At 42.8% G+C, this 22528-nt stretch carries 23 protein-coding genes and 1 pseudogene; 9 read left to right on the top strand and 15 right to left on the bottom strand.

The annotated features are described in order from the left end of the window. Positions 1-312 precede the first annotated feature (312 nt). The 6 genes and pseudogenes from H3U73_RS08960 (at position 313) to H3U73_RS08935 (ending at position 4190) form a co-directional block, all read left to right on the top strand. The gene (locus H3U73_RS08960) at positions 313-1251 is read left to right on the top strand and encodes a hypothetical protein (protein ID WP_198190411.1); all 939 of its coding nucleotides are present in this window, start codon (positions 313-315) and stop codon (positions 1249-1251) included. A gap of 24 nt (positions 1252-1275) precedes the next feature. Continuing rightward, positions 1276-1881 carry a hypothetical protein gene (locus H3U73_RS08955; protein WP_198190410.1) on the top strand — a complete coding sequence of 202 codons (606 nt, stop codon included), beginning with the start codon at positions 1276-1278 and terminating at the stop codon, positions 1879-1881. A gap of 162 nt (positions 1882-2043) precedes the next feature. Further along, a pseudogene (locus tag H3U73_RS10845) lies at positions 2044-2223 on the top strand (DNA polymerase beta superfamily protein); the annotation flags it as partial. 318 nt (positions 2224-2541) lie between these two features. Continuing rightward, positions 2542-2940 carry a cupin domain-containing protein gene (locus H3U73_RS08945; protein WP_025331618.1) on the top strand — a complete coding sequence of 133 codons (399 nt, stop codon included), beginning with the start codon at positions 2542-2544 and terminating at the stop codon, positions 2938-2940. A gap of 30 nt (positions 2941-2970) precedes the next feature. Beyond that, a complete protein-coding gene (locus H3U73_RS08940; RefSeq protein WP_025331619.1) occupies positions 2971-3297 on the top strand; it encodes a carboxymuconolactone decarboxylase family protein in 327 nt (108 codons plus the stop codon). Positions 3298-3446: 149 nt separating this feature from the next. Next, on the top strand, positions 3447-4190 hold the full coding sequence (locus H3U73_RS08935) for an SDR family oxidoreductase (protein ID WP_084565262.1): 744 nt from the start codon (positions 3447-3449) through the stop codon (positions 4188-4190). A gap of 322 nt (positions 4191-4512) precedes the next feature. Here the strand turns inward: H3U73_RS08935 and H3U73_RS08930 are convergent, their stop codons facing one another. The 15 genes from H3U73_RS08930 to H3U73_RS08860 form a co-directional block, all read right to left on the bottom strand. Further along, on the bottom strand, positions 4513-4935 hold the full coding sequence (locus tag H3U73_RS08930; RefSeq protein ID WP_025331621.1) for a F0F1 ATP synthase subunit epsilon: 423 nt from the start codon (positions 4933-4935) through the stop codon (positions 4513-4515). Between the two features lie 10 nt (positions 4936-4945). Beyond that, positions 4946-6343, bottom strand: a complete 1398-nt coding sequence (gene atpD / locus H3U73_RS08925; protein WP_025331622.1) for a F0F1 ATP synthase subunit beta — start codon at positions 6341-6343, stop codon at positions 4946-4948. Between the two features lie 33 nt (positions 6344-6376). Beyond that, positions 6377-7252, bottom strand: coding sequence for a F0F1 ATP synthase subunit gamma (gene atpG / locus H3U73_RS08920; protein ID WP_198190409.1), 876 nt, complete (start codon positions 7250-7252; stop codon positions 6377-6379). Positions 7253-7276: 24 nt separating this feature from the next. Continuing rightward, a complete protein-coding gene (gene atpA, locus H3U73_RS08915; protein WP_025331624.1) occupies positions 7277-8821 on the bottom strand; it encodes a F0F1 ATP synthase subunit alpha in 1545 nt (514 codons plus the stop codon). 10 nt (positions 8822-8831) lie between these two features. Further along, positions 8832-9368 (bottom strand): F0F1 ATP synthase subunit delta, encoded by a 537-nt coding sequence (locus tag H3U73_RS08910; protein WP_078475494.1) that lies wholly within the window; start codon positions 9366-9368, stop codon positions 8832-8834. Positions 9369-9372: 4 nt separating this feature from the next. Continuing rightward, positions 9373-9843: a F0F1 ATP synthase subunit B gene (locus tag H3U73_RS08905; RefSeq protein WP_025331626.1), complete on the bottom strand. Its 471-nt coding sequence runs from the start codon at positions 9841-9843 to the stop codon at positions 9373-9375. 64 nt (positions 9844-9907) lie between these two features. Further along, positions 9908-10138, bottom strand: coding sequence for a F0F1 ATP synthase subunit C (gene atpE, locus H3U73_RS08900; protein WP_025331627.1), 231 nt, complete (start codon positions 10136-10138; stop codon positions 9908-9910). A 56-nt stretch (positions 10139-10194) separates the two neighbouring features. Next, positions 10195-11055 (bottom strand): F0F1 ATP synthase subunit A, encoded by an 861-nt coding sequence (atpB, locus tag H3U73_RS08895; RefSeq protein WP_025331628.1) that lies wholly within the window; start codon positions 11053-11055, stop codon positions 10195-10197. Further along, positions 11052-11384: an ATP synthase subunit I gene (locus H3U73_RS08890; protein ID WP_171991531.1), complete on the bottom strand. Its 333-nt coding sequence runs from the start codon at positions 11382-11384 to the stop codon at positions 11052-11054. Before H3U73_RS08890 ends, atpB begins: the two co-directional genes overlap by 4 nt. A 206-nt stretch (positions 11385-11590) precedes the next feature. Continuing rightward, positions 11591-12445: a ParB/RepB/Spo0J family partition protein gene (locus H3U73_RS08885; RefSeq protein WP_198190408.1), complete on the bottom strand. Its 855-nt coding sequence runs from the start codon at positions 12443-12445 to the stop codon at positions 11591-11593. An 87-nt stretch (positions 12446-12532) separates the two neighbouring features. Next, complete coding sequence (locus tag H3U73_RS08880; RefSeq protein ID WP_025331630.1) at positions 12533-13303, bottom strand: ParA family protein; 771 nt, start codon at positions 13301-13303, stop codon at positions 12533-12535. Next, entirely contained in the window at positions 13300-13935 is a 636-nt protein-coding gene (gene rsmG, locus H3U73_RS08875) for a 16S rRNA (guanine(527)-N(7))-methyltransferase RsmG (RefSeq protein ID WP_025331631.1), read from the bottom strand. The genes H3U73_RS08880 and rsmG overlap by 4 nt, the downstream gene beginning before the upstream one ends. Continuing rightward, entirely contained in the window at positions 13928-15820 is a 1893-nt protein-coding gene (gene mnmG / locus H3U73_RS08870) for a tRNA uridine-5-carboxymethylaminomethyl(34) synthesis enzyme MnmG (protein ID WP_025331632.1), read from the bottom strand. The genes rsmG and mnmG overlap by 8 nt, the downstream gene beginning before the upstream one ends. 148 nt (positions 15821-15968) lie before the next feature. Continuing rightward, positions 15969-16292 carry a hypothetical protein gene (locus H3U73_RS08865; protein WP_025331633.1) on the bottom strand — a complete coding sequence of 108 codons (324 nt, stop codon included), beginning with the start codon at positions 16290-16292 and terminating at the stop codon, positions 15969-15971. A 40-nt stretch (positions 16293-16332) separates the two neighbouring features. Beyond that, on the bottom strand, positions 16333-16770 hold the full coding sequence (locus tag H3U73_RS08860) for a surface-adhesin E family protein (protein ID WP_198186551.1): 438 nt from the start codon (positions 16768-16770) through the stop codon (positions 16333-16335). A 93-nt stretch (positions 16771-16863) separates the two neighbouring features. Here H3U73_RS08860 and recQ point away from each other — a divergent pair, with 93 nt between their 5' ends. From recQ to nrdD, 3 genes are all read left to right on the top strand, one after another. Continuing rightward, positions 16864-18654: a DNA helicase RecQ gene (gene recQ / locus H3U73_RS08855; RefSeq protein WP_037394741.1), complete on the top strand. Its 1791-nt coding sequence runs from the start codon at positions 16864-16866 to the stop codon at positions 18652-18654. A 453-nt stretch (positions 18655-19107) separates the two neighbouring features. Next, positions 19108-19776 (top strand): LexA family transcriptional regulator, encoded by a 669-nt coding sequence (locus tag H3U73_RS08850; protein WP_198190407.1) that lies wholly within the window; start codon positions 19108-19110, stop codon positions 19774-19776. 609 nt (positions 19777-20385) lie between these two features. Further along, positions 20386-22527: an anaerobic ribonucleoside-triphosphate reductase gene (gene nrdD / locus H3U73_RS08845; protein ID WP_198190406.1), complete on the top strand. Its 2142-nt coding sequence runs from the start codon at positions 20386-20388 to the stop codon at positions 22525-22527. The last annotated feature ends 1 nt before the right edge of the window (position 22528 follow it).

The following is a 22528-nucleotide window of genomic DNA, read 5'->3' as shown; positions in this document are numbered from 1 at the left end:
TATTAAAAACTAAGTAATAGCAAATCAGGCAAAACAAACAGACTGAGCAATAACTTGCCTGCCTAACCCTTTTAATGCGTAAAATAAAGAATCAATCTGTATAAAAATAGTAATAAAACTTTGATAATGAATAAAAAATATAATTTAAAATAGATATTCAGATAATAATACAGGAAAGCATATGCTTAATATATTGCTAAGGTATAATCAAACCACCACAGCAAAATCAGACAGTACTGGTAACCGTACTTAATTTTTACCAGAGATTAACACCATACATAAAACTCTAAAATATTAAAAATCTGAAAAATAATGGAATACCTGAATAATATTAATTGCCAACACTTTCCATTGGTATGGGATAACCATAAAACCAGTATTTATCAGTTTTTACTCCCTTATCAAAACGCGGATAAACTTCCCGAAACGGCCAAAGTTCTGCCTGATCACTCTTTAGATAGTAGAAAAATAAAACGGATAGCAGGAATGAGGGATGGAATTACAAATTATCATAGCGCCTCTGCAGAACAAAGTTACGTAGAAAAAATTTTAGCATTACTCACCAAAATAACTGCGCAACCTAATCAATCAGATATCGAAACACTTTACACCCTAGTCCAAACAGGACGAACCTTAAGTTATATTGAAGATTTAACTGAGGAAATACCTAAACTCATTATTGATTTTGATAAATTATACGAATTTATTTATTGGCTAGCACTTAATAGTCCGGATCGTGAAATCATTAAATTCAGTATTGCGATATTAGGATGTTTTACTACCGAACAAACAGAATTATTTTTGTTATTTGGTATGCATGAAGAATTTTCATTATATTCTGCTGGCGCATTACAAAATACACTATCATCTGAAACCGATATTGAAAATGCCTTGCTGACATTAGCAAAAAAAATTGATGGCTGGGGACGTATCCATATCATTTATCGTTTAGCAACATATCCCTTATCATCATCAACAAAAGACTGGTTACTAATATCCGGCTATCGAAATAGTTTGATGAATGAATATCTTGCTTATACCTGTGCAATGTCAGGTGAATTAGATAAAGCTTTAGCGCTTGAAACCATTGATAGTGAATTAATCAGCTCCACAAGTGAAATTATTGAAGCGCTGATAAACGGCGGACCCACCCAGGATATGCATAACTATGCTGCTGGTGCTAAAGTCTGTCTAAATTATTTAACTCATTTACTCAATCTACCAAATTTAACGGATCTGAAAATATTATGAACCGTTTGGTTATTACACGATTTTGTGGTTAATAAAGTAAACGATTATTATCCTAACTGGGATACGCAAATCAAAAATCAAATAATCAACAAAGCAAATGAGGTTATTAAGCAGGATAAATGGTTAGACTTGCTTAAAAATACGCTGACAACTAATAATACGCAACAATTTCAGCTGGCTGCAAACCTTTATACACAATATGGCTTTGATGCATGGGAAGCACGTTTTGAACATCAAAAAAATTATCATAGCGATCAGTGGCCTTATTTACTACTAAGTGATTCATTACCTAGAATAAAGCAAGTTATTCAATTAGCTAATCAACAATATGATTTTTCTAAAATCGCAACAGGTCCTGCATTAATCCATGAATATGAAACAGAAATTGACACACATAATTTATTAGATTTGATTTTACAAGAACTCAATCATTTTCCCGGTGTTGGAGAAGACTTAATATTAATCGGCTTGAATAGCCCGGTAATACAAAACCGCAATATAGCATTAAATACTATAGAAGCCTGGGATCGATCATCTTGGTCAGAAAGAATCAAAACCGCAATCCAAGAACTGGCAATTATTGAACCTGATGACAAAATTAAACACAGAATCATCACATTATTAACTTAAGACAATGATTAATAGCCTTATTATTAAAACAATCTTTATAAAAATTAATTAACAGATATGTTAAAAACCGTATTAAACAGAACTGACTGCATTAGAGCAGCAAAATAATATCAGAATCATTTTGCCTGCGAATCTGGCAGCCTCACTTAGGGATTTCCTTTACCAAGTAGTGATTATGATGTGGGATTTATATATGTTTATCCGTTTGCTAAATACTTATTAATTGATAATCCGGCTTCTCATATAACTTTTCCATTTAATGATAAATGGGATTTACATGGTTTGGATTTAAAAAAAACCTTACAACTGCTTCAAAAATCGAATACTACGCCTTTTGAGTAAAAGATTGAGCAAACCTATCAATATAATAAATCAGTCCGAACGGTCAAAAAAGATAGTAGACAAAATCTCAAAAAATAAGAAATTCGAGGCACTAAATATATTTAAAAAGCATATTTTTCGTTATATCTATGATGAAGACAGATATTCTTGAAACAACTGCTATACTTTTAAAACTGAATCTACAATCTTTTAACTTTAATCTTTGCATAATAAAAACTATATCTAAAGTTGATGGTTCTGGTTCAATACAAAATAACTCTTGAGTTAAAGTTAACTTTAAGTTTTATACTCAAATACTGATAACAACAGGAGTAAGCCATGTCTACAGCATTCAAACAGATCTTTCCGCAAGGCAAGATTAATATTAATTATGCACAATATTTTATCGGCCAAAGCTATTTATCTAATTTAGCCGCTATCGATGAACAAATAGATGTCGATGTTAGCAATGTTACTTTTGAGCCGGGCTGCCATAATCACTGGCACAAACATCTGCATGGCTATCAGATTCTGCTTGTTACAGCAGGACAAGGCTGGTATCAGGAAGCAGATAAACCAGCGCGACTGTTAAATCCTGGGGATTCGGTAGTCATTCATGCCGGAGTCAAACACTGGCATGGTGCCACTAAAGACAGCTGGTTCAGCCATATAGCCATTACTAAAGGTCAAAGTGAATGGCTGGAACCGGTAGACAGCATTGATTACAACAATCTTTAACTTATCTTTTTTAATCTATAGGAGAAAACCATGAAAAAACAGACAGCAGGCCATGATTTATTAGGTGATTTTGCCCCCTTGTTTGCACATTTTAATGATGAAGTACTTTTTGGAGAGGTGTGGTCTCGCGAACAGCAATTACCGGCACATCAGCGCAGCATGATTACTATTGCCGCACTGATCAGTGCCGGTAACTTTGAGCAGTTACGGCCGCATTTAAACATCGGACGACAAAACGGTATTACTGAAACTGAAATCGTTGAGATTATCACTCATCTGGCTTTTTATGTTGGCTGGCCCAAAGCATGGTCAGCATTTAATCTGGCTAAAGAAATATATCACGATACTAAAAAGTAATCTGTGCAATAATCATCATATCAAACAAATTAATTGTCAGATTATAGACTTATTTGCAAACTATTCTGATTTGTTTGAAGACAGTAAATGCCGGTTTATTAAATTTTCTGCCGGTAATGTTCAATTTTACAATCTGCAAAGGAATAAATATGAGTGTTCAGAATAAGGTTGTTATTATTACCGGTGCATCATCCGGTATTGGTGCGGCAACAGCCCGCTTACTGGCTCGGAACGGAGCTAAAGTTGTTCTGGCAGCACGCCGTGAACAGCAACTGCAATTATTGCAACAGGAAATTACTCAATCTGGCGGTCAGGCAGTTTATCAGGTTACAGATGTGCGCCAGCCGGAACAACTGCAGACACTGGTCGAACTGGCACAAAAACATTTTCAGGGCGTTGATGTGATATTCAATAACGCCGGAATCATGCCTAACTCACCAATCAGTGCCGTTCAAACTCAGCAGTGGAATGACATGATTGATATTAATCTGAAAGGTGTGCTAAACGGTATAGCTGCAGTGATGCCGATTTTTACTAAACAAAAATCGGGACATATTATTACCACCTCTTCTATAGCCGGTATCAAAAGCTTTATGGGTTGTGGTGTTTATGGAGCCACCAAATTTGCTGTACGCAATCTGATGGAAGTGATCCGGCAGGAAAGTGCAACCGAACAAACCAATATTCGCACCACTACCCTATATCCGGCTGCAATCAATACCGAGCTTTTACAAAGCATTACCGATACTGCTGTTTTACAAAGTATGACTGAACTCTATAAACAGGTAGGCATCAGCCCTGACGCCATTGCGCGCGTAGTAAATTTTGCTATTGAACAACCTGAAGATACCAATATTAGTGAATTAACTATTTATCCGACTAAACAAGCATAGAAGTTAAATGTGATTTACCAACAAGAGTGTAATATTCATCTGTTTGAGCCGATATTACACTCTTATTACGTGAGCTGATACGGAGTGAATCACGATCATTTATATTTTTTCTTCATATATAGCATAGTTGCCTGTATGCAATAAAATATTCAGCATAATCAGATACCATTAAACAACTAAATGATGTATATCTAATGAATTCATTGTTGATAACATTCGATTGAATCTGTGCAGATATAAAAAGCCCGGACAAATTGTCCGGGCTTTTCAACATCTCAGTCAGGCAATCAGATAGTTATAGATTGATTGCCATCAAAGTTGTTTATTTTCGATGCGTGCGCAAATAGTCCAGCGTTTTCAGTTGGGCAATTGCCGCAGCTAAAGCCACATGTGCTTTTACCAGAGAAACATCATCTTTGGCTTCATGTATACCTGATTCTGCTGCTTTTTTAGCCTCTTCGGCACGCTGCTGATCCATTTCTTCACTGCGAACGGCCACGTCCGCCAACAGCGTAAGCTTATCCGGCTGTACTTCCAGGACACCACCTGATACGGCTACCAGAATTTCTTCTTTCTGGCCAGGCACTGTCAAACGCAGGGCACCAGGACGCACCAGGCTCATAATGGGTTCATGGCGAGGAAAAATACCAAGCTCACCTTCCAGAGTAGGCACGACTACAAAACTCGCTTCTCCGGAGTAGATGCTTTCTTCATTACTCACCACTTCCACTTGCATGGTACTCATCAAGTGCTCCTTAGTTTAGGGTTTTCGCTTTTTCAGCAGCTTCTTCGATATTGCCTACCATGTAGAAAGCCTGTTCCGGCAAGTGATCATATTCACCGCTCAGAATAGCCTTAAAGCCGGCAATAGTATCACGCAGAGATACATATTTACCCGGCGCACCGGTAAATACTTCCGCTACGTGGAAAGGCTGTGACAAAAAGCGCTGAATTTTACGCGCACGGTTTACAGTCAGCTTGTCTTCATCAGACAATTCATCCATACCCAGAATTGCAATAATATCGTTTAATTCTTTGTATTTTTGCAGAGTAGTCTGTACACCGCGTGCAACATCATAATGTTCCTGACCGATTACAGCAGGATCAAGCTGACGGGAAGTGGAATCCAGCGGATCTACAGCAGGATAAATACCTAAAGAGGCAATATCACGGCTCAGCACGACTGTAGCATCCAAGTGGGCAAAAGTAGTAGCCGGAGACGGGTCAGTCAAGTCATCCGCAGGTACATATACGGCCTGAATAGACGTGATAGAACCAGTTTTAGTGGAAGCAATACGCTCCTGTAAGCGTCCCATCTCTTCAGCCAGTGTCGGCTGATAACCCACAGCAGACGGCATACGTCCTAATAATGCAGATACTTCAGTACCGGCCAGTGTGTAACGGTAAATGTTATCGATGAACAGCAATACATCGCGACCTTTACCATTTTCATCTTTTTCATCACGGAAATATTCCGCCATGGTCAGCCCGGTTAATGCCACACGCAGACGGTTACCTGGTGGCTCATTCATCTGACCATACACCATCGCTACTTTATCCAGTACGTTGGAATCTTTCATCTCGTGATAAAAGTCGTTACCTTCACGGGTACGTTCACCAACGCCGGCAAACACAGACAAACCACTGTGTGCTTTAGCAATATTATTAATCAGTTCCATCATGTTGACGGTTTTACCCACACCGGCACCACCGAACAGACCAACTTTACCGCCTTTAGCAAACGGGCACAGCAAATCAATCACCTTGATGCCGGTTTCCAGCAATTCAGTAGAGCTGGAAAGTTCATCAAATTTCGGTGCCTGCTGATGAATAGAACGGGTAGTATCGGTTTTGATTTCACCTGCCTCATCTACCGGGTGACCCAAAACGTCCATAATCCGGCCCAGAGTCGCTGTGCCTACCGGTACGGTAATCGGAGCACCGGTATTGATTACGGCCATACCGCGTTTCAGACCATCGGAAGTACCCATCGGAATGGTACGTACAATACCATCACCCAGTAACTGTTCAACTTCCAGAGTTAAATCAGTATCAACCAGTTTAAGAGCGTCATACACATTGGGGATAGTATCATGCGGAAATTCAACGTCCACTACCGCACCAATGATTTGTACGATTTTGCCTTGGCTCATTATCGCATCCTAAGTTTATTTGACCTGTTCTGCTTAAACAGCAGCAGCACCGGCCACAATTTCTGACAACTCTGTGGTAATCGCTGCCTGACGCGATTTGTTATATATCAGACGCAATTCTTTAATGGCATTGCTTGCATTATCAGTAGCAGCTTTCATCGCTACCATACGTGCAGCCTGTTCGGCAGCCATATTTTCAGATAAGGCCTGATAAACCACAGACTCTAAATAACGGCGGACTAAAAATTCCAGCACCTGCTGTGGTGATGGTTCGTATACATATTCCCAGCCGAACTCTTTGCTTTCAGATACTTCATCCAGAACATTCTGACCAATCGGCAACAGGGTTTCCAGACGTGCTTCCTGACGCATAGTATTGATAAAACCGGCATAAACCAGATAAATAGCATTCAGTTTACCTTCGGCATAGCGCTGGAAAATTTCCGTTAACGGACCTAATAATGTAGCTACTTTGGGTGTATCACCCAAACCCACAGCACTGGCAATGACATTCAGACCCACACGGTTACAGGCTGCCAGCCCTTTACCGCCCAGACACACAATCTCTGCATCCAGACCATTCTGCTCACATTCCTGCACCTTATGAAAGAATGCTTTTAAAATATTTGCATTCAATCCGCCGCACAAGCCTTTATCTGTGGTAATAACAATAAAGCCAACACGCTTGCTGTCATTATTACTGCGCAATAAAGGTACATTATGAGTAGAATGGGTTTGTGCCAGATGGCTCATCACCAGACGAATTTTATCGGCATACGGACGCGCCTGACGCATCCGTTCCTGAGTCTTCCGCATTTTAGAGGTTGACACCATCTGCATCGCTTTAGTGATCTTTTGAGTATTCTGAACACTGCGAATTCTGGTGAGAATCTCTTTTCCTACTGCCATTTCAGACTCCTTTCAATAACACGCTTACGCAAAGCTGTAAGACGATTTGAAGGTCTTCATGGCGTTGTCCAATGCTTTGGCATTATCATCGCTCAAAGCGCCGGTTGTATCAATGTCCTGTAACACATTCGGACACTGGGTACGCACATAGCTTAAAAATTCTGCTTCAAAGGCCAATGCTTTTGATACCGGCACATCATCATAAGAGCCGTTATTAATCGCCCACAGTGTCAGCGCCATTTCACCTGTGCTCAGTGTACTGAACTGCTTCTGTTTCATCAGTTCCGTCACAACTTCACCATGACGCAGCTGTTTACGGGTAGCTTCATCCAGATCAGAAGCAAACTGCGAGAATGCAGCCAGTTCACGGTACTGTGCCAGTGCCAGACGAATACCGCCGCCCAGCTTTTTAATGACTTTAGTCTGTGCTGCACCACCTACACGGGATACTGAAATACCGGCATTGATAGCAGGACGAATACCAGAGTTAAACAGGTCTGTTTCCAGGAATATCTGACCGTCTGTAATCGAAATTACATTAGTAGGTACGAATGCAGATACGTCACCGGCCTGAGTTTCAATAATTGGCAAAGCAGTCAGAGAACCGGTTTTACCTTTAACGGCACCTTTGGTCAGTTCTTCTACCTCATGTGCATTAATGCGGGACGCGCGTTCCAGCAAACGTGAATGCAGATAGAATACATCACCCGGATAAGCCTCACGGCCTGGCGGACGACGCAAAAGCAGGGAAATCTGACGATACGCCACAGCCTGTTTAGACAGGTCATCGTATACAATCAGCGCATCTTCACCGTTATCACGGAAATATTCACCCATACTGCAACCGGCATATGGCGCAATATATTGCAGTGCAGCTGCTTCTGATGCAGTGGCAGCAATAATGATGGTGTGATCCATAGCACCATGTTCTTCCAGTTTACGTACTACACTGGCAATGGAAGAAGCTTTCTGACCGATAGCAACATAGATACAGATAACACCGGTATCTTTCTGGTTAACAATGGCATCAAGTGCCACGGCTGTTTTACCAGTCTGACGGTCACCAATAATCAGCTCACGCTGACCACGACCAATCGGTACCATTGAGTCAATGGCTTTCAAACCGGTTTGCATTGGCTGATCTACAGACTGACGCGCAATCACCCCGGGAGCAATTTTTTCTACCGGAGCAGTATGTGTAGTATTAATCGGACCTTTGCCATCGATCGGGCGGCCAAGTGCATCAACTACGCGACCAATCAGTTCACGGCCAACCGGTACTTCCAGAATTCGGCCGGTACAGGTAACTTCGTCACCTTCCTTAATATGTTCTGATTCACCCAGAATCACGGCACCTACAGAATCGCGCTCCAGGTTCATGGCGAGACCAAATGTATTGCCGGGAAACTCGAGCATTTCACCTTGCATCACGTCTGATAAGCCGTGAACGCGAACAATCCCGTCAGTTACAGACATTACAGTACCGCGGGTACGTAATTCTGAATCAACGTTCAGGTTTGCGATTTTAGCTTTAATCAAATCGCTAATTTCAGCAGGATTAAGCTGCATGAAAACTCTCCTAATTCATCAATGCCGTATGCAGGCTGTTTAATCTGCCTTGCACCGACAAATCCAATACTTGGTCACCAACTTCTACTTTTACGCCACCAATCAATTCCGGGGCAACCACCTGACGCGCTTTCAACCGGCTTTTGAAATGGGCTTCCATATCTAAAACGACTTGTGTAAATTGTTGTTCGTCAATGGGATAAGCCGTGTATACAGTGGCCTCTTTTATGTCGTTTAGGGACAAAGCATAGTCTTGGAATAACGTATAAATTTCTGGCAAAACTGTTAAGCGTTTGTTCTGCGCTAACAGAAAGATGAAATTTTTTAATTCATCAGCCGGCGTAAAATCCACTAATGACAGGATTTGTTTTGCCTTTTCTGTGTATTCGCATTCCGGCTCGTCAATCAGTAACTGCACTTTGGGTTGCAGAATAATTTCAGCCAGTGTTTTCAGTTCGTCCAACCAAGACTCAATTTGATTCTGTTCTTGTGCCAGACTGAATAATGCCTTTGCATATGGTCTGGCTATGGTTGCGAACTCAGCCATGGGATTACAGCTCCTGTTTCAGGTTCGCCAGTAAATCAGCGTGACGTGAAGGATTAACTTCGCTGCGCAGGATAGATTCGGCACCTTTAACAACCAAATCAGCTACCTGTTGACGCAATGCTTCACGGGCTCTGTTGGCTTCCTGCTCAACATCAGCTTTTGCCTGAGCCATGATACGGGCAGCTTCTTCTGATGCCTGCGTTTTGGCATCTTCAACAATCTGCGCGGCACGCTTTTCCGCATTGGCCACCATTTCGGAGACCTGACTGCGACCCTCGGCTAAGATATCAGCAACACGTTTTTCCGCCTGAGCAAAATCGTTTTTCCCGCGTTCGGCAGCAGCCAAACCTTCGGCAATTTTGTCGGCACGGGCATCAAGCACTTTGACAATGGGCGGCCATACGAATTTCATCGTAAATAGCACAAACATGACAAAAACGAGTACTTGTGCAATTAGGGTTGCATTGATATTCACGATTAAACCTTTAGAATTTGTGTTTATTAATTAAAACAGTTAACAACCAGCAAATCCAAGTTTATCAGCCGCCAATTTTGGCAAAGTATAAGAATGATACGCCCAGGGAGATAATGAACGCAGCATCAATCATACCCATGATAATGAAGAATTTACCCAGCAATGAGTTCATTAATTCAGGCTGACGGGCAGAAGATTCCATGTATTTTGCACCCAGCATACCAATACCGATAGAGGCACCCATTGCAGAAATACCAATCATCAGACCACAAGCGATAGCGATTAAACCACCCATTTACTTAACTCCTTAAATATAAAGAAAAGAGAATACTACAACAAATAAACTGACCCTTAATGGGAATCGTGAGCCTGACCCAGATAAACAAAAGTCAGTACCATAAAGAGATAGGCCTGCAGGGCGATTACCAGAATATGGAATATAGCCCATGCCAGACCTGCAATTATCTGCAGGATAAACAGCACAACATCACTGACACCGGCGGCACCGGACATACCCCATGCACCACCCATTAAGGCAATAACCATAAACAGAATTTCACCGGCATACATATTACCGAACAGTCGCATACCATGTGAAAGGGTTTTGGAGAAAAACTCAATAATATTCATCAGAAAGTTTGGGATAAACAACCAAACTTTGTTGCCGAACGGCGCACTGAATAATTCATGAATCCAGCCACCCAGTCCCTTGATTTTAATATTATAAACAATACATAAAAACAAGACTGAAATAGCCATGGCCATGGTAGTATTCAGATCGGCGGTAGGTACCACACGCAAATAGGCATGATGATCACCGGTAGCATGCTGCCATGCCCATGGCAGTAAATCCACCGGCAATAAATCCATGATATTCATGAAGAGAATCCACATGAATACAGTCAGCCCCAGAGGAGCAATAATCTTACGAGATTTCTCGTTATGAATCATATCTTTGCAGATACCGCTAACAAATTCAATTAGCAATTCAATTGCAGCCTGAAAACGGGTTGGCACGTCTGCTTTCATACGTCTGGCTGCTATAAACAAGATAGCAGAAGCGATTACACCGGTCAGAATGGAAAAGAATAGTGTATCCAGATTGAGAAATGAGAAATCAACCATATTTGTCTGATAATCTGGTGATTTCTGGGTGTAATTAATTAAGTGATGGCTAATATATTCGCCCGGAGTCATCTCTGTGCCGCTCATAATAACAATCTTTTTCTAAATGTGAACAATCCAGCCTGACTGACCAGTATTAGTCCTGTCAGGAAAGCAAACCAGTTAACAGCGGAATAGCATAAATACACCAATAACATCATCAGGCATATCATCAGAATTTTGCTAATCTCGGCCATTAACAGTGTTGCAGGTAATAGCGCCGGTAATTTTTTTGCAGCAATAATAGTTAATATCGCCAGTAATGTAGGTATCAGGTAACTCAGCCCACCTAATACTGCTGACCAGATAGCAGAATAATTCCACAACCATGCGGACACGCAAACTGCGGCAAACAACATGACTGTTTGCCAAAACATGATCCACTTCATTCTGTTACCCTGAAAAACACTTCGGTAAGCTGCAATAATATAATCAACTAATACAATATCGTCAAGTAATTTTGTGAAATTTTGTTAAATTAACTACACCTAATTAATTAATTTTTCTATATATTTCTACAATATTGCTTAAACTGATAACCCAACTAAACAATTTTGCCACAGTTAATTTCTGTTTGCAGGAATTATTCTAGTCCTAATTTCTGTAATAAATGACTTAAAGTTTCCGGATTATCAAACTGTAGAATAATCCGGCCGCTGCGCTGATTTTTACTTTGTACCTGCACTGGCACAGAAAAACGCTGCTCAAGCGCCGCTTCTATTTGTTGAACTTCACAGCTTTTTTCTGCCGGATGGCGTTTGGTAGCCTCCGGTTTAGCCTGAATTTGCTGACAGCGACGCTCAACTTCCCGTACTGACCAGCCATTTTGTACTGCTTTCTGTGCCAGGTCAATTTGCTGGATAACCGGCAAAGTTAATAAAGCTCTGGCATGTCCCATTTCCAGCTGACGGCCATACATCAGGTCCTGAACCGGTTGAGGAAGATTAAGTAAACGGAGACTGTTAGAAATACTGCTGCGGCTACGGCCAACTGCTTTGGCTACTGTATCATGTGTAAGACCGAATTCATCTACCAGACGTTTCAGCCCCTGGGCTTCTTCGATAGGATTCAGGTTCTGCCGCTGAATATTTTCAATCAGTCCCATTGCCAGCGCAGCTTCATCGGTAATACTTTTAATGACTACGGGTATTTCCTGCAACCCGGCAAGCTGAGCAGCACGCCAGCGACGCTCACCAGCGATAAGTTCGTACTGATGCAGCCCCATTTCACGTACGATAACTGGCTGAATAACGCCCTGAGCACGAATTGAATCAGCCAGTTCCTGTAACCCTTCATCATCAATCTGGGTTCGTGGCTGATAACGCCCGGGAATAATATCTGTAACTGCTACTGTTGTTAAACGATCCCCTCCGGTAATATCGCTACCGGAACCAAGCAGGGCATCCAGTCCTGCACCCAAACCTTTTGCTTTTACCATGTATTGCTCTTTAATTTCCGGATTAACACCACATTGTGGCAAAGGCTGTTATTACATAAATACATTTAATTTATGCTTATTAACTGCTTATTTACTAGTACGCAGCAATACTTCATCTGCAAGTGCCAGATAGGCTCTGGTACCAGTGGCACGAGGATCATATTGCAAGGCCGGCATGCCATGGCTTGGTGCTTCAGCCAGACGTATATTACGCGGAATCGGTGTACTGAACAGCTTATCGGGAAAGTGGGTACCCAGCTGTTCGTCCACTTGTTTTGCCAGCAAACTGCGCGGGTCGTACAGGGTACGGACAATACCTAAAATATCCAGTTGCGGATTGATGGCCTGGCGGATTTTGCGCACGGTGGCAATCAGATCGGAAATACCTTCCAGTGCATAATACTCACACAACATGGGTACAATAATGTGCTGTGCTGCAACCAGACCATTAATGGTTAATAAAGTCAGTGTTGGCGGACAGTCAATAATAATGTAATCGTACTGATCAGCCACTTGTGCCAGTGCATTTTTCAGGCGCATTTCCCGCGCCAACTCCTGCACCAGCTCCACCTCAGCACCTGCCAGAGCACGATTAGCAGGCAAAACATCAAAACCGCCATGCTGAGCAGAAGTAATGGCCTGCTGAATAGTTTCATTACCAAGCAATACAGCATAAACTCCGCTGGTTACATTGGCTTTATTAATGCCACTACCAGTCGTGGCATTACCCTGAGGGTCGAGATCAACTATCAGAACTCTGGACTTTTTTTCCACCAGCGAAGCGGCCAGATTAACTACGGTTGTAGTTTTACCTACCCCGCCTTTCTGGTTGGCTACTGCAATAATATGCGCACTCATGCACTTTCTTTCTTGCGTACCAGAACCATATGCCGCTCTGCATCCAGATGCGGTACGCTGAGTTTATCTACCCGGATCAGTTCTGTATTTTCAGGTAACCGTTCAATTTCTTCATAGGGATAAACTCCCTTCATAGCCGCCCAGTAACCGCCTTTTGCCATCAGCTGTTTAGTGATGGTAACAAAATCATTCAATTCAGCAAAAGCCCTGCTGGTAATGACATCGAACTGCTCACCAACCATGGCTTCTACCCGTGCCGTTATAACTTGTACATTACTTAAGCCCAGCTCGATTACTGCCTGTTGCAGGAATGATGTTTTTTTGCTGTTAGCATCAAGCAGGGCGACAGCCAAATCAGGGCGTGCTATAGCTACGGGTATGCCCGGCATACCACCGCCGCTGCCTACGTCAATCAGGCCTCTGGCATGCTCTACATAAGGCAAAAGAGTGAGGCTGTCGAGAATATGATGACTGATAACATCCTGATCATTGCGCAGTGCAGTCAGATTGTAGGTACTATTCCATTTTTTCAACAGCTCTACGAAGGCCAGTAATTGTAATTGCTGCGGAACAGTCAGTTCGATATTCATCTGCTGCAAACCTTGTTGCAACATGGTTTTCATGTCATTCATATTTTTTTGCTCCCTCAAAACCCCGTTTCAGATGCACCATCAGTAATGCGACTGCCGCCGGTGTGATACCGGATATACGTGAAGCCTGTCCAACTGTTTCGGGACGAAATTGATTCAGTTTTTGTTGTACCTCTGCGGAAAGGCCTTTTACCAGTGTGTAATCAATGCTGGCCGGTAATTTTAGTTTTTCCAGATTCTGACGGTGGCTGATTTCTTCATTTTGCCGCTCAATATAACCCTGATATTTAGCCTGAATTTCTACCTGCTCAGCCGCATCGGCTTCAAGTACTTCTTGCTGTGCATTAGGTAAAGTCATTAAGTCAGCATAGCTAACATTAGGCCGGCGCAGCATATCCAGCAAACTGGATTCTTTACTCAGAGGCTGACCCAGCACTCGCTGCTGATCACTCAGTGGCAGATTCAATGGTGTATACCATGTGTGACTCATGCGTTGCAGTTCGCGCTCAACTGCTTCCTGTTTTCGCTGAAATATTTGCCATTGCGCATCATTTACCAGACCAACAGCTCGTCCCAGACCGGTCAGACGCATATCAGCATTGTCTTCACGTAATTGCAGACGGTATTCGGCACGGCTGGTAAACATGCGGTACGGCTCAGTAACGCCTTTAGTAATCAGATCATCCACCAGTACACCTAAATAAGCCTGATCACGTTGCAATACGAGTGGTTCAGCTTCACGCAGATATAATACAGCATTGGCTCCGGCAAGTAAGCCCTGAGCGGCGGCTTCTTCATAACCGGTAGTACCGTTAATCTGTCCGGCAAAAAACAGTCCGGCTATATTTTTGGTTTCGAGACTGGCCTTGAGATTACGCGGATCAAAGTAATCATATTCAATGGCATAACCGGGGCGCAGGATATGTGCGTTCTGCAATCCGGGCATTGAATGCACCAGCTTTAACTGAATATCAAACGGCAGACTGGTAGAAATACCGTTCGGATAATATTCGTGTGTTTTCAGCCCTTCAGGTTCCAGAAAAATCTGATGGCTTTCTTTATCGGCAAAACGATTGATTTTATCTTCTATAGAAGGACAGTAACGTGGACCGACTCCCTCAATCTTACCGGTAAACATCGGGCTGCGGTCGAAACCGCTACGGATAATATCGTGGGTGTGACTATTAGTATGAGTAATCCAGCAGGAAATCTGCTGCGGATGTATCTCCCGGCTGCCACGTACTGAAAATACTGGTGCCGGATTGTCGCCCGGCTGTTCTTTAAGCTGGCTGAAATCAATACTGCGACCATCAATTCTTGGCGGGGTACCGGTTTTCAGACGTCCCTGCGGCAAATTCAGTTCTTTCAGGCAGCCTGATAAACGCTGGGCAGCCGGATCACCGGCACGGCCACCGGCATAGTTTTCGAGACCAATATGAATTTTACCAGCCAGAAAGGTACCAGCCGTCAGCACCACTGCACGACTACGGAATATAACACCCATTGCCGTCATTACTCCGACAGCACGGCCATGTTCCACAACAATATCTTCTACCTGCTGCTGAAATAATTGCAGGTTCGGCTGATTCTCCAGCATGGAACGGATAGCTGCTTTATACAGAATGCGGTCGGCCTGTGCCCGTGTTGCACGTACTGCCGGTCCTTTTGATGCATTCAGGCGACGAAATTGAATACCTCCGTAATCAGCAGCCAGTGCCATTGCCCCGCCCAGTGCATCCAGTTCGCGCACCAGATGACCTTTGCCGATGCCGCCAATAGACGGATTACACGACATTTGTCCCAGAGTTTCGATATTGTGGGTAAGTAATAATGTTTGCGCACCCATACGCGCAGCGGCCAAAGCCGCCTCTGTACCGGCATGTCCGCCGCCCACCACAATTACATCGTATTCAATCGGATAATTCATTTGACAACAGTTGATTCCATAGCATTGTTTTTTCAAGAAACAATGCCTGAGCAAAATAGTGCTATTTTACGCGAGCTGTTGCCATTTGTCAGGCATGTAAAAATGCAAAGTGATTTTTCACCCCGGCAGTTATTGCAGTCTGTCTGTTTTAACGGCCGTGCACACCCTGCCATGCGGCATCCAGTCTGGTACCGGCTGCCTGTAATGCAGCATCAGCCTGCTGGCGCTGAACATCAGCCTGATTAAAATCATTTTGCAGACGAGTAACATTATCCTGTGCATTTTTCAGCTGTAACTGCGCTGATTGCAACTGAGTTTGCAATTGCAATGCTTTACTCTGGCTGGCACTTTGTGCTGACAGTGCCGCCTGATAAGCTTTCTGAGCACTGAGTAATTCAACATCGGCAGGAGATTCAGCCCATGCCGTAACCGCCAGACCTAAAATCAACCACAAGCTATATTTTACTTTCATGCCTGCTAACTTTCTTAATCAGAATTAATCTTAATTAGAATTAATGTGCACATACATGCTGATATTGCTGTTCGGAAGCTGAACCACTGGTAATACCCATCGGGCGCAAGTCTGTTTCACCGAAATGATCCTGACGGATCAGTTCGCCATGCGCATCCAGCAACTCTACATCAAGTACCTGGAATATTTTACGACTACAGTCAATCTGTGTTGTACTCAGTGCGGTTTTATAAGCCGGTGTGTTACTGTAATATTGCTGTTTAGGGTCGATAACGGTTTTGCGATCGCGGAAAGTAACCAGATTACCCTGGCGTTTAATACTGCCGCTATCAAGCGCATACTGGATATTACCACTGGCGGATACACCAAGCTCAACCCAGCTGCCGCTGGCTTTCGGAACATTGGTGGTAGTACATGCAGCCAGAATAGCACAAACAGCCAAACTGGTTATCAGGTGACGGAAATAAATGATTTTCATGCTAATTCCTTGCAACAGCCATCAGGTAACTGTCGGAAATAAAGGTAAATTGCAGTACAATACCCGTTTCAGATTAAATGTAACAGGTGTTTTGTGACCCATGCCGAGCAAATTTTACACGATGTTTTCGGCTATCCGGAATTTCGCGGACAACAGGCAGAAATTATCGACACAGTAGCCAGCGGTCATAATGCACTGGTACTGATGCCTACCGGCGCGGGCAAGTCTTTATGTTATCAAATTCCGGCATTAATGCGCGATGGTGTCGCTATTGTGATTTCACCACTGATCGCACTGATGCAGGATCAGGTTACAGCTCTGAATGTCAATGGTATTTCTGCTGCCTGTGTACACGGAGGCACCAGTGGTGAAGAGATACAGCGTATTGCTGATGAAATCGCGGCTGAGCATCTGAAGCTATTATATGTAGCACCGGAACGTCTGGTTATGCCGCGTTTTTTACAGTTTTTACACAACACCCGTATTAGCCTGTTTGCGATTGATGAGGCTCATTGTGTGAGCCAGTGGGGACATGATTTTCGCCCTGAATATCAGCAACTGAGCATTCTGGCAGACGAATTTGCCGGTATTCCGCGTATTGCCCTTACCGCCACAGCAGATAATGTCACCAGAGCAGATATTCAGCACTATCTGGATTTAACAGACGCACGATTATTTGTTTCCAGCTTTAACCGCCCGAATATTGACTATCAGGTTATTGAAAAAAACAACGGCAAGAAACAGTTATTACAATTCATCCGCAGCCAGATGTCCGGAGAGAATGGTATTGTGTATTGTCTGTCACGCAAGCGTGTGGAAGATATTGCTGCTTTTCTAAGCGAAAACGGTTTGACCGCCCTGCCCTATCATGCCGGACTGGACTGGGAAATACGCAGCCGGAATCAGCGCCGCTTCACACAGGAAGATGGCATTATTATTGTAGCAACAGTAGCATTTGGTATGGGTATAGATAAACCGGATGTACGTTTTGTTGCCCATCTTGATATGCCTGCCAGCATTGAACATTTTTATCAGGAATCAGGGCGTGCCGGCCGTGACGGCCTGCCTGCTACCAGCTGGTTGTGTTATGGTCTGAATGACTGGGTACTATTGCGCGAACGGATTGAGCTTGCTGAGCGCGATGAAGCGCAAAAACGCATTGATTTACAAAAACTCGATGCCATGCTGGCCTTTTGTGAGACTGCAGACTGCCGCCGCCGGCTATTGCTGCGTTATTTCGGAGAGGAAGGTGAGTCCTGCGGACATTGCGACAACTGCACTGATCCGCCCAGCAGATTTGACGGCACTGTACTGGCACAAAAATTACTTTCGTGCGTGTATCGGGTAAAACAGCGTTTTGCTACCGGACATGTGATTGATGTTTTGCGCGGTCGCGAAACAGACCTGGTAATACGCTGCGGACACCAGCATTTATCTACTTTCGGTATAGGCAGTGAATTAACAGTTAAAGAGTGGCGTACAGTGGTACGGCAATGCGTTGCGTCAGGGTATCTGAATGTTGATATAGCCAATCAGGCATTACAGCTTACTGAGCAGGCACGGGCAGTATTAAAAAACCAGCAACAGGTCTGGCTGCGACCATTGAAGCATGATAAAACCCGCAACAATCGCAATACTGATACCTGGCTGCGTACTGAACGCGAAGAACGTTTGTGGCAAACGCTGCGCAACTGGCGTAAAGAACGCGCCAGCAAAAACAATGTACCAGCCTATACCATTTTTGCCGACCGGACATTACAGGATTTAGTCCGGCATCCGCCGGCCACACTGGCTGATTTAAACCATATTTATGGATTAGGTGAAAGTAAAATCAGAAATTTCGGTGCAGATATTCTGGCTCTGTGTCGCAAATGGGCGCAGTAGCAGTCAAAGCGTCTCTGCGATTCTGCTCATAAATCACTTATTTTTATACCTTTTATCTTTGCTTATCCGGTCATGATTCTGCCTTTATACCAGCAAAGCAAATAGTTTTTCATAACAGGTGATTATCGGCAAAATAACACCTGATTTTGCCTACTTTATGTGCATGAGAATGTCCGGTAATACGGGCATTCTGCTGCCGGTATCCTGCCATTATCTGATTGTTATTTTTTATCTGTTTTTTAGTAATTTATCGCATCTATTCCGAGATTTATTTATCCATCTATCTGATTAGTTTGTCCACCTGCTGTGCTTACAACAACTAAAATATTTTTATTCAATCCTATGTCCTCATTATTTTTTAGTCCATTCTTTGTAGATTGGATTAGATCAGTCAATATTTAAGACACAACAATAGTACATTAAAGCTATACTCTGATTTTTTAGAGTATTTTTATGAAGTTTGATATTGGTAATTGGGTAAAATCAGCTCATTTGAATGCGGATTTAAGTCAGGAAGAATTAGCTTTAGCACTTAATTTATCGGGAAAGGCATCAGTATCTGCATGGGAAACTAATAAAAATGGTGTGTCATTTGATGTAATGGTAAAAATCTCAAATTTATGTGGATATCCACTTCCATATATTGAACCAGACAATACTAAGATGATCCGTAAATCAAAAAATGGATACATCAGAATAAATTATCTAAATGTCTGTAGTGATATTGAAGAAAGAAATGTTGAAAATACTGAAATTGAGCCGCTGGAAGCAGAGCAGATAATTGAGATACCTGAAGCTTGGGCGAAAGAAAATATAGGGAATAACCTAACATCAATTGCGATAATAAAAGCAAAAGGTGATTCTATGAATCCCACATTAAAGAACGGTGACCTACTATTTATTGATACTACAATTCAATTTTATATGTCTGATGGTATATATGTTTTTTACGTTGATAATGGTTTTAGTATTAAACGATTGCAATTATTATTTGATGGTCAATATCGCGTAATGAATGATAATCAATCAAGATATCCCTCGGAAACAATTACTCGTGGTGATTTGGATAAAATTCATATTTGTGGCAAAGTCGTCGCATATTGGACTATTAATAGGTTATAAAGAAATAATCAATAAATATAGAAGTTCATATGATTTGGACTTTTGTTTTTTCTTTTATCTCTAATTATCAGACACCTACCATGCTCAAATTTATCTGTTATATAGATTCACTATCATTACCGATGGCAGACTGTATTGTTTACCCGGTTGTCAATTATAAGTATCCCCATCTGATTTAACTTAGGCTACTTGCATAGCAATCATCAGATAATGACAATAAGCATATTACTGAAAATAAAATAATCTAATTCAGACCTGTTACCTTCTAACAGAGATTTCAGACAAGTTGGTTACAGACATCAGTATTTCAGTCGCAGGCAAGAAATGACCATTTTTTACACTTTGTTTTCAATAATATAAACCAATGATTTATCTATAATAAATGGCCATGTCAACCATGAATGATGCGCTATATCAAATAAATGTGAAAAATGCTGCTTTATTCATCATACAAATCCCATATATAGTAAAAAAAAGCGCAACAAAAGCATTTAAACACTAAATATAGTATTTTTTACATATAAGCACTGTAATCAGATAAATTGTTATTATTTAATAACAATGCAGTAACTGCTGCCGGTTATTACAGGTGGCAGAAGGATAATCAGCATGAAACCCATTGTAATTAAAAGAGATGGTTGTCACATACCTTTTGATACAGCCCGCATCAAAGAAGCCATACAACAAGCAGCCAAAGCAGTACAGATTAACGATATCGATTATTGCCATCAGGTGGCAGAAAGTGTGGCCGGTCATCTTGCCGAGCGTGAATATATTGATATTCATGATATCCAGCAGGCTGTTGAAGACCAGTTAATGGCCGGACAGTACAAGGAGCTGGCCCGTGCGTATATTGAATACCGCCATTCCCGAGATGTGGCACGTGAATCACGCAGTCGTCTAAATCGTGAAATTCAGGGTCTGGTTGAACAGACCAACTTTAGTCTGCTCAATGAAAACGCCAACAAAGACAGTAAAGTTATTCCGACACAGCGCGATTTACTGGCCGGCATTGTCGCCAAACACTATGCACAACAGCACCTGCTGCCACGCGATGTGGTACTGGCACATGAACGGGGTGAAATCCATTACCACGATCTGGATTATGCGCCTTTTTTCCCGATGTTTAACTGCATGCTGATTGACCTGAAAGGCATGCTGACTAACGGCTTCAAAATGGGTAATGCCGAAATCGAGCAGCCGAAATCAATTGCCACTGCCACTGCGGTAACCGCACAGATCATTGCACAGGTAGCCAGCCATATTTATGGCGGCAGCACCATCAACCGTATTGATGAAGTACTGGCTCCCTTTGTTCGTGCCAGCTACAACAAACATCTGGCAGTAGCAACTGAATGGCAGATTGCCAATGCAAACGACTATGCACGTGCACGTACTGAAAAAGAGTGTTATGACGCCTTTCAGTCACTGGAATATGAAGTCAATACCCTGCATACGGCCAATGGTCAGACTCCTTTTGTAACCTTTGGCTTTGGTCTGGGCACAAGCTGGGAAAGCCGGCTGATACAAACCGCTATTTTACGCAATCGTCTGGCAGGCCTTGGTAAAAATGGCAAAACAGCCGTTTTTCCCAAACTGGTATTCAGCATAAGAGATGGTATTAACCACAAAGCCGGTGATATTAACTACGATATTAAACAACTGGCTCTGGAATGTGCTTCCAAACGTATGTATCCGGATATTCTTAACTATGATCAGGTTGTCGCTGTTACCGGTTCCTTCAAAACCCCGATGGGCTGCCGCAGCTTCCTTGGTGTCTATGAAGAAAACGGTGAGCAAATCCATGAAGGACGAAACAATCTGGGGGTTATCAGCCTGAATCTGCCCCGTATCGCCATAGAAGCCAGATATGATGAAACACGCTTCTGGCAGTTACTGGATGAACGTCTGCAACTGTGCCGCAAAGCACTGATGACACGCATTGCCCGTTTTGAAAATGTCAAAGCCAGAGTGGCTCCGATTCTGTATATGGAGGGTGCCTGCGGGGTACGTCTGAATGCTGATGATTCAGTAGCTCAAATATTCAAAAACGGCCGCGCCTCAATTTCACTGGGCTATATCGGTCTGCACGAAACCATTAATGCCCTGTATGGTACCGAAAAACATGTTTTTGATAGCGAAACCCTGCGCGAGAAAGCCATTGCTATCGTACAAAAACTGCGTGACACTGCCGACCGCTGGAAAGCCGAAACCGGTTATGGTTTCAGCCTGTACAGCACACCCAGTGAAAACCTGTGTGATCGCTTCTGCCGGCTTGATACTGCCGAATTCGGGGTTATCGATGGTGTGACTGATAAAGGTTACTACACCAACAGCTTCCATCTGGATGTTGAGAAAAAGGTTAATCCTTACGATAAAATCGATTTTGAAGCACCCTATCCGAAAATGGCCAGTGGCGGTTTTATCTGCTACGGGGAATATCCGAATCTACAGCACAATCTTAAAGCATTAGAGGACGTGTGGGACTACAGCTACCGTTATGTTCCCTATTACGGAACCAATACACCGATCGATGAATGCTACGACTGTGGATTCAGCGGTGAGTTTTCCTGTACCAGCAAAGGTTTTGTCTGCCCGAAATGCGGCAATCATGATCCTGCACGGGTATCCGTTACCAGACGTGTATGCGGTTATCTGGGCAGTCCGGATTCCCGCCCGTTTAATGCCGGCAAACAAGAGGAAGTTAAACGACGGGTCAAACACCTTGGTCAGCAATGTGGTGCACTGTAAG

This window comes from Snodgrassella sp. W8124 (assembly GCF_016100875.1).
GTDB lineage: Bacteria > Pseudomonadota > Gammaproteobacteria > Burkholderiales > Neisseriaceae > Snodgrassella > Snodgrassella alvi.
Note: the sequence above shows the minus strand (reverse complement) of the source record. Positions and strands in the feature narration are given on the sequence as shown.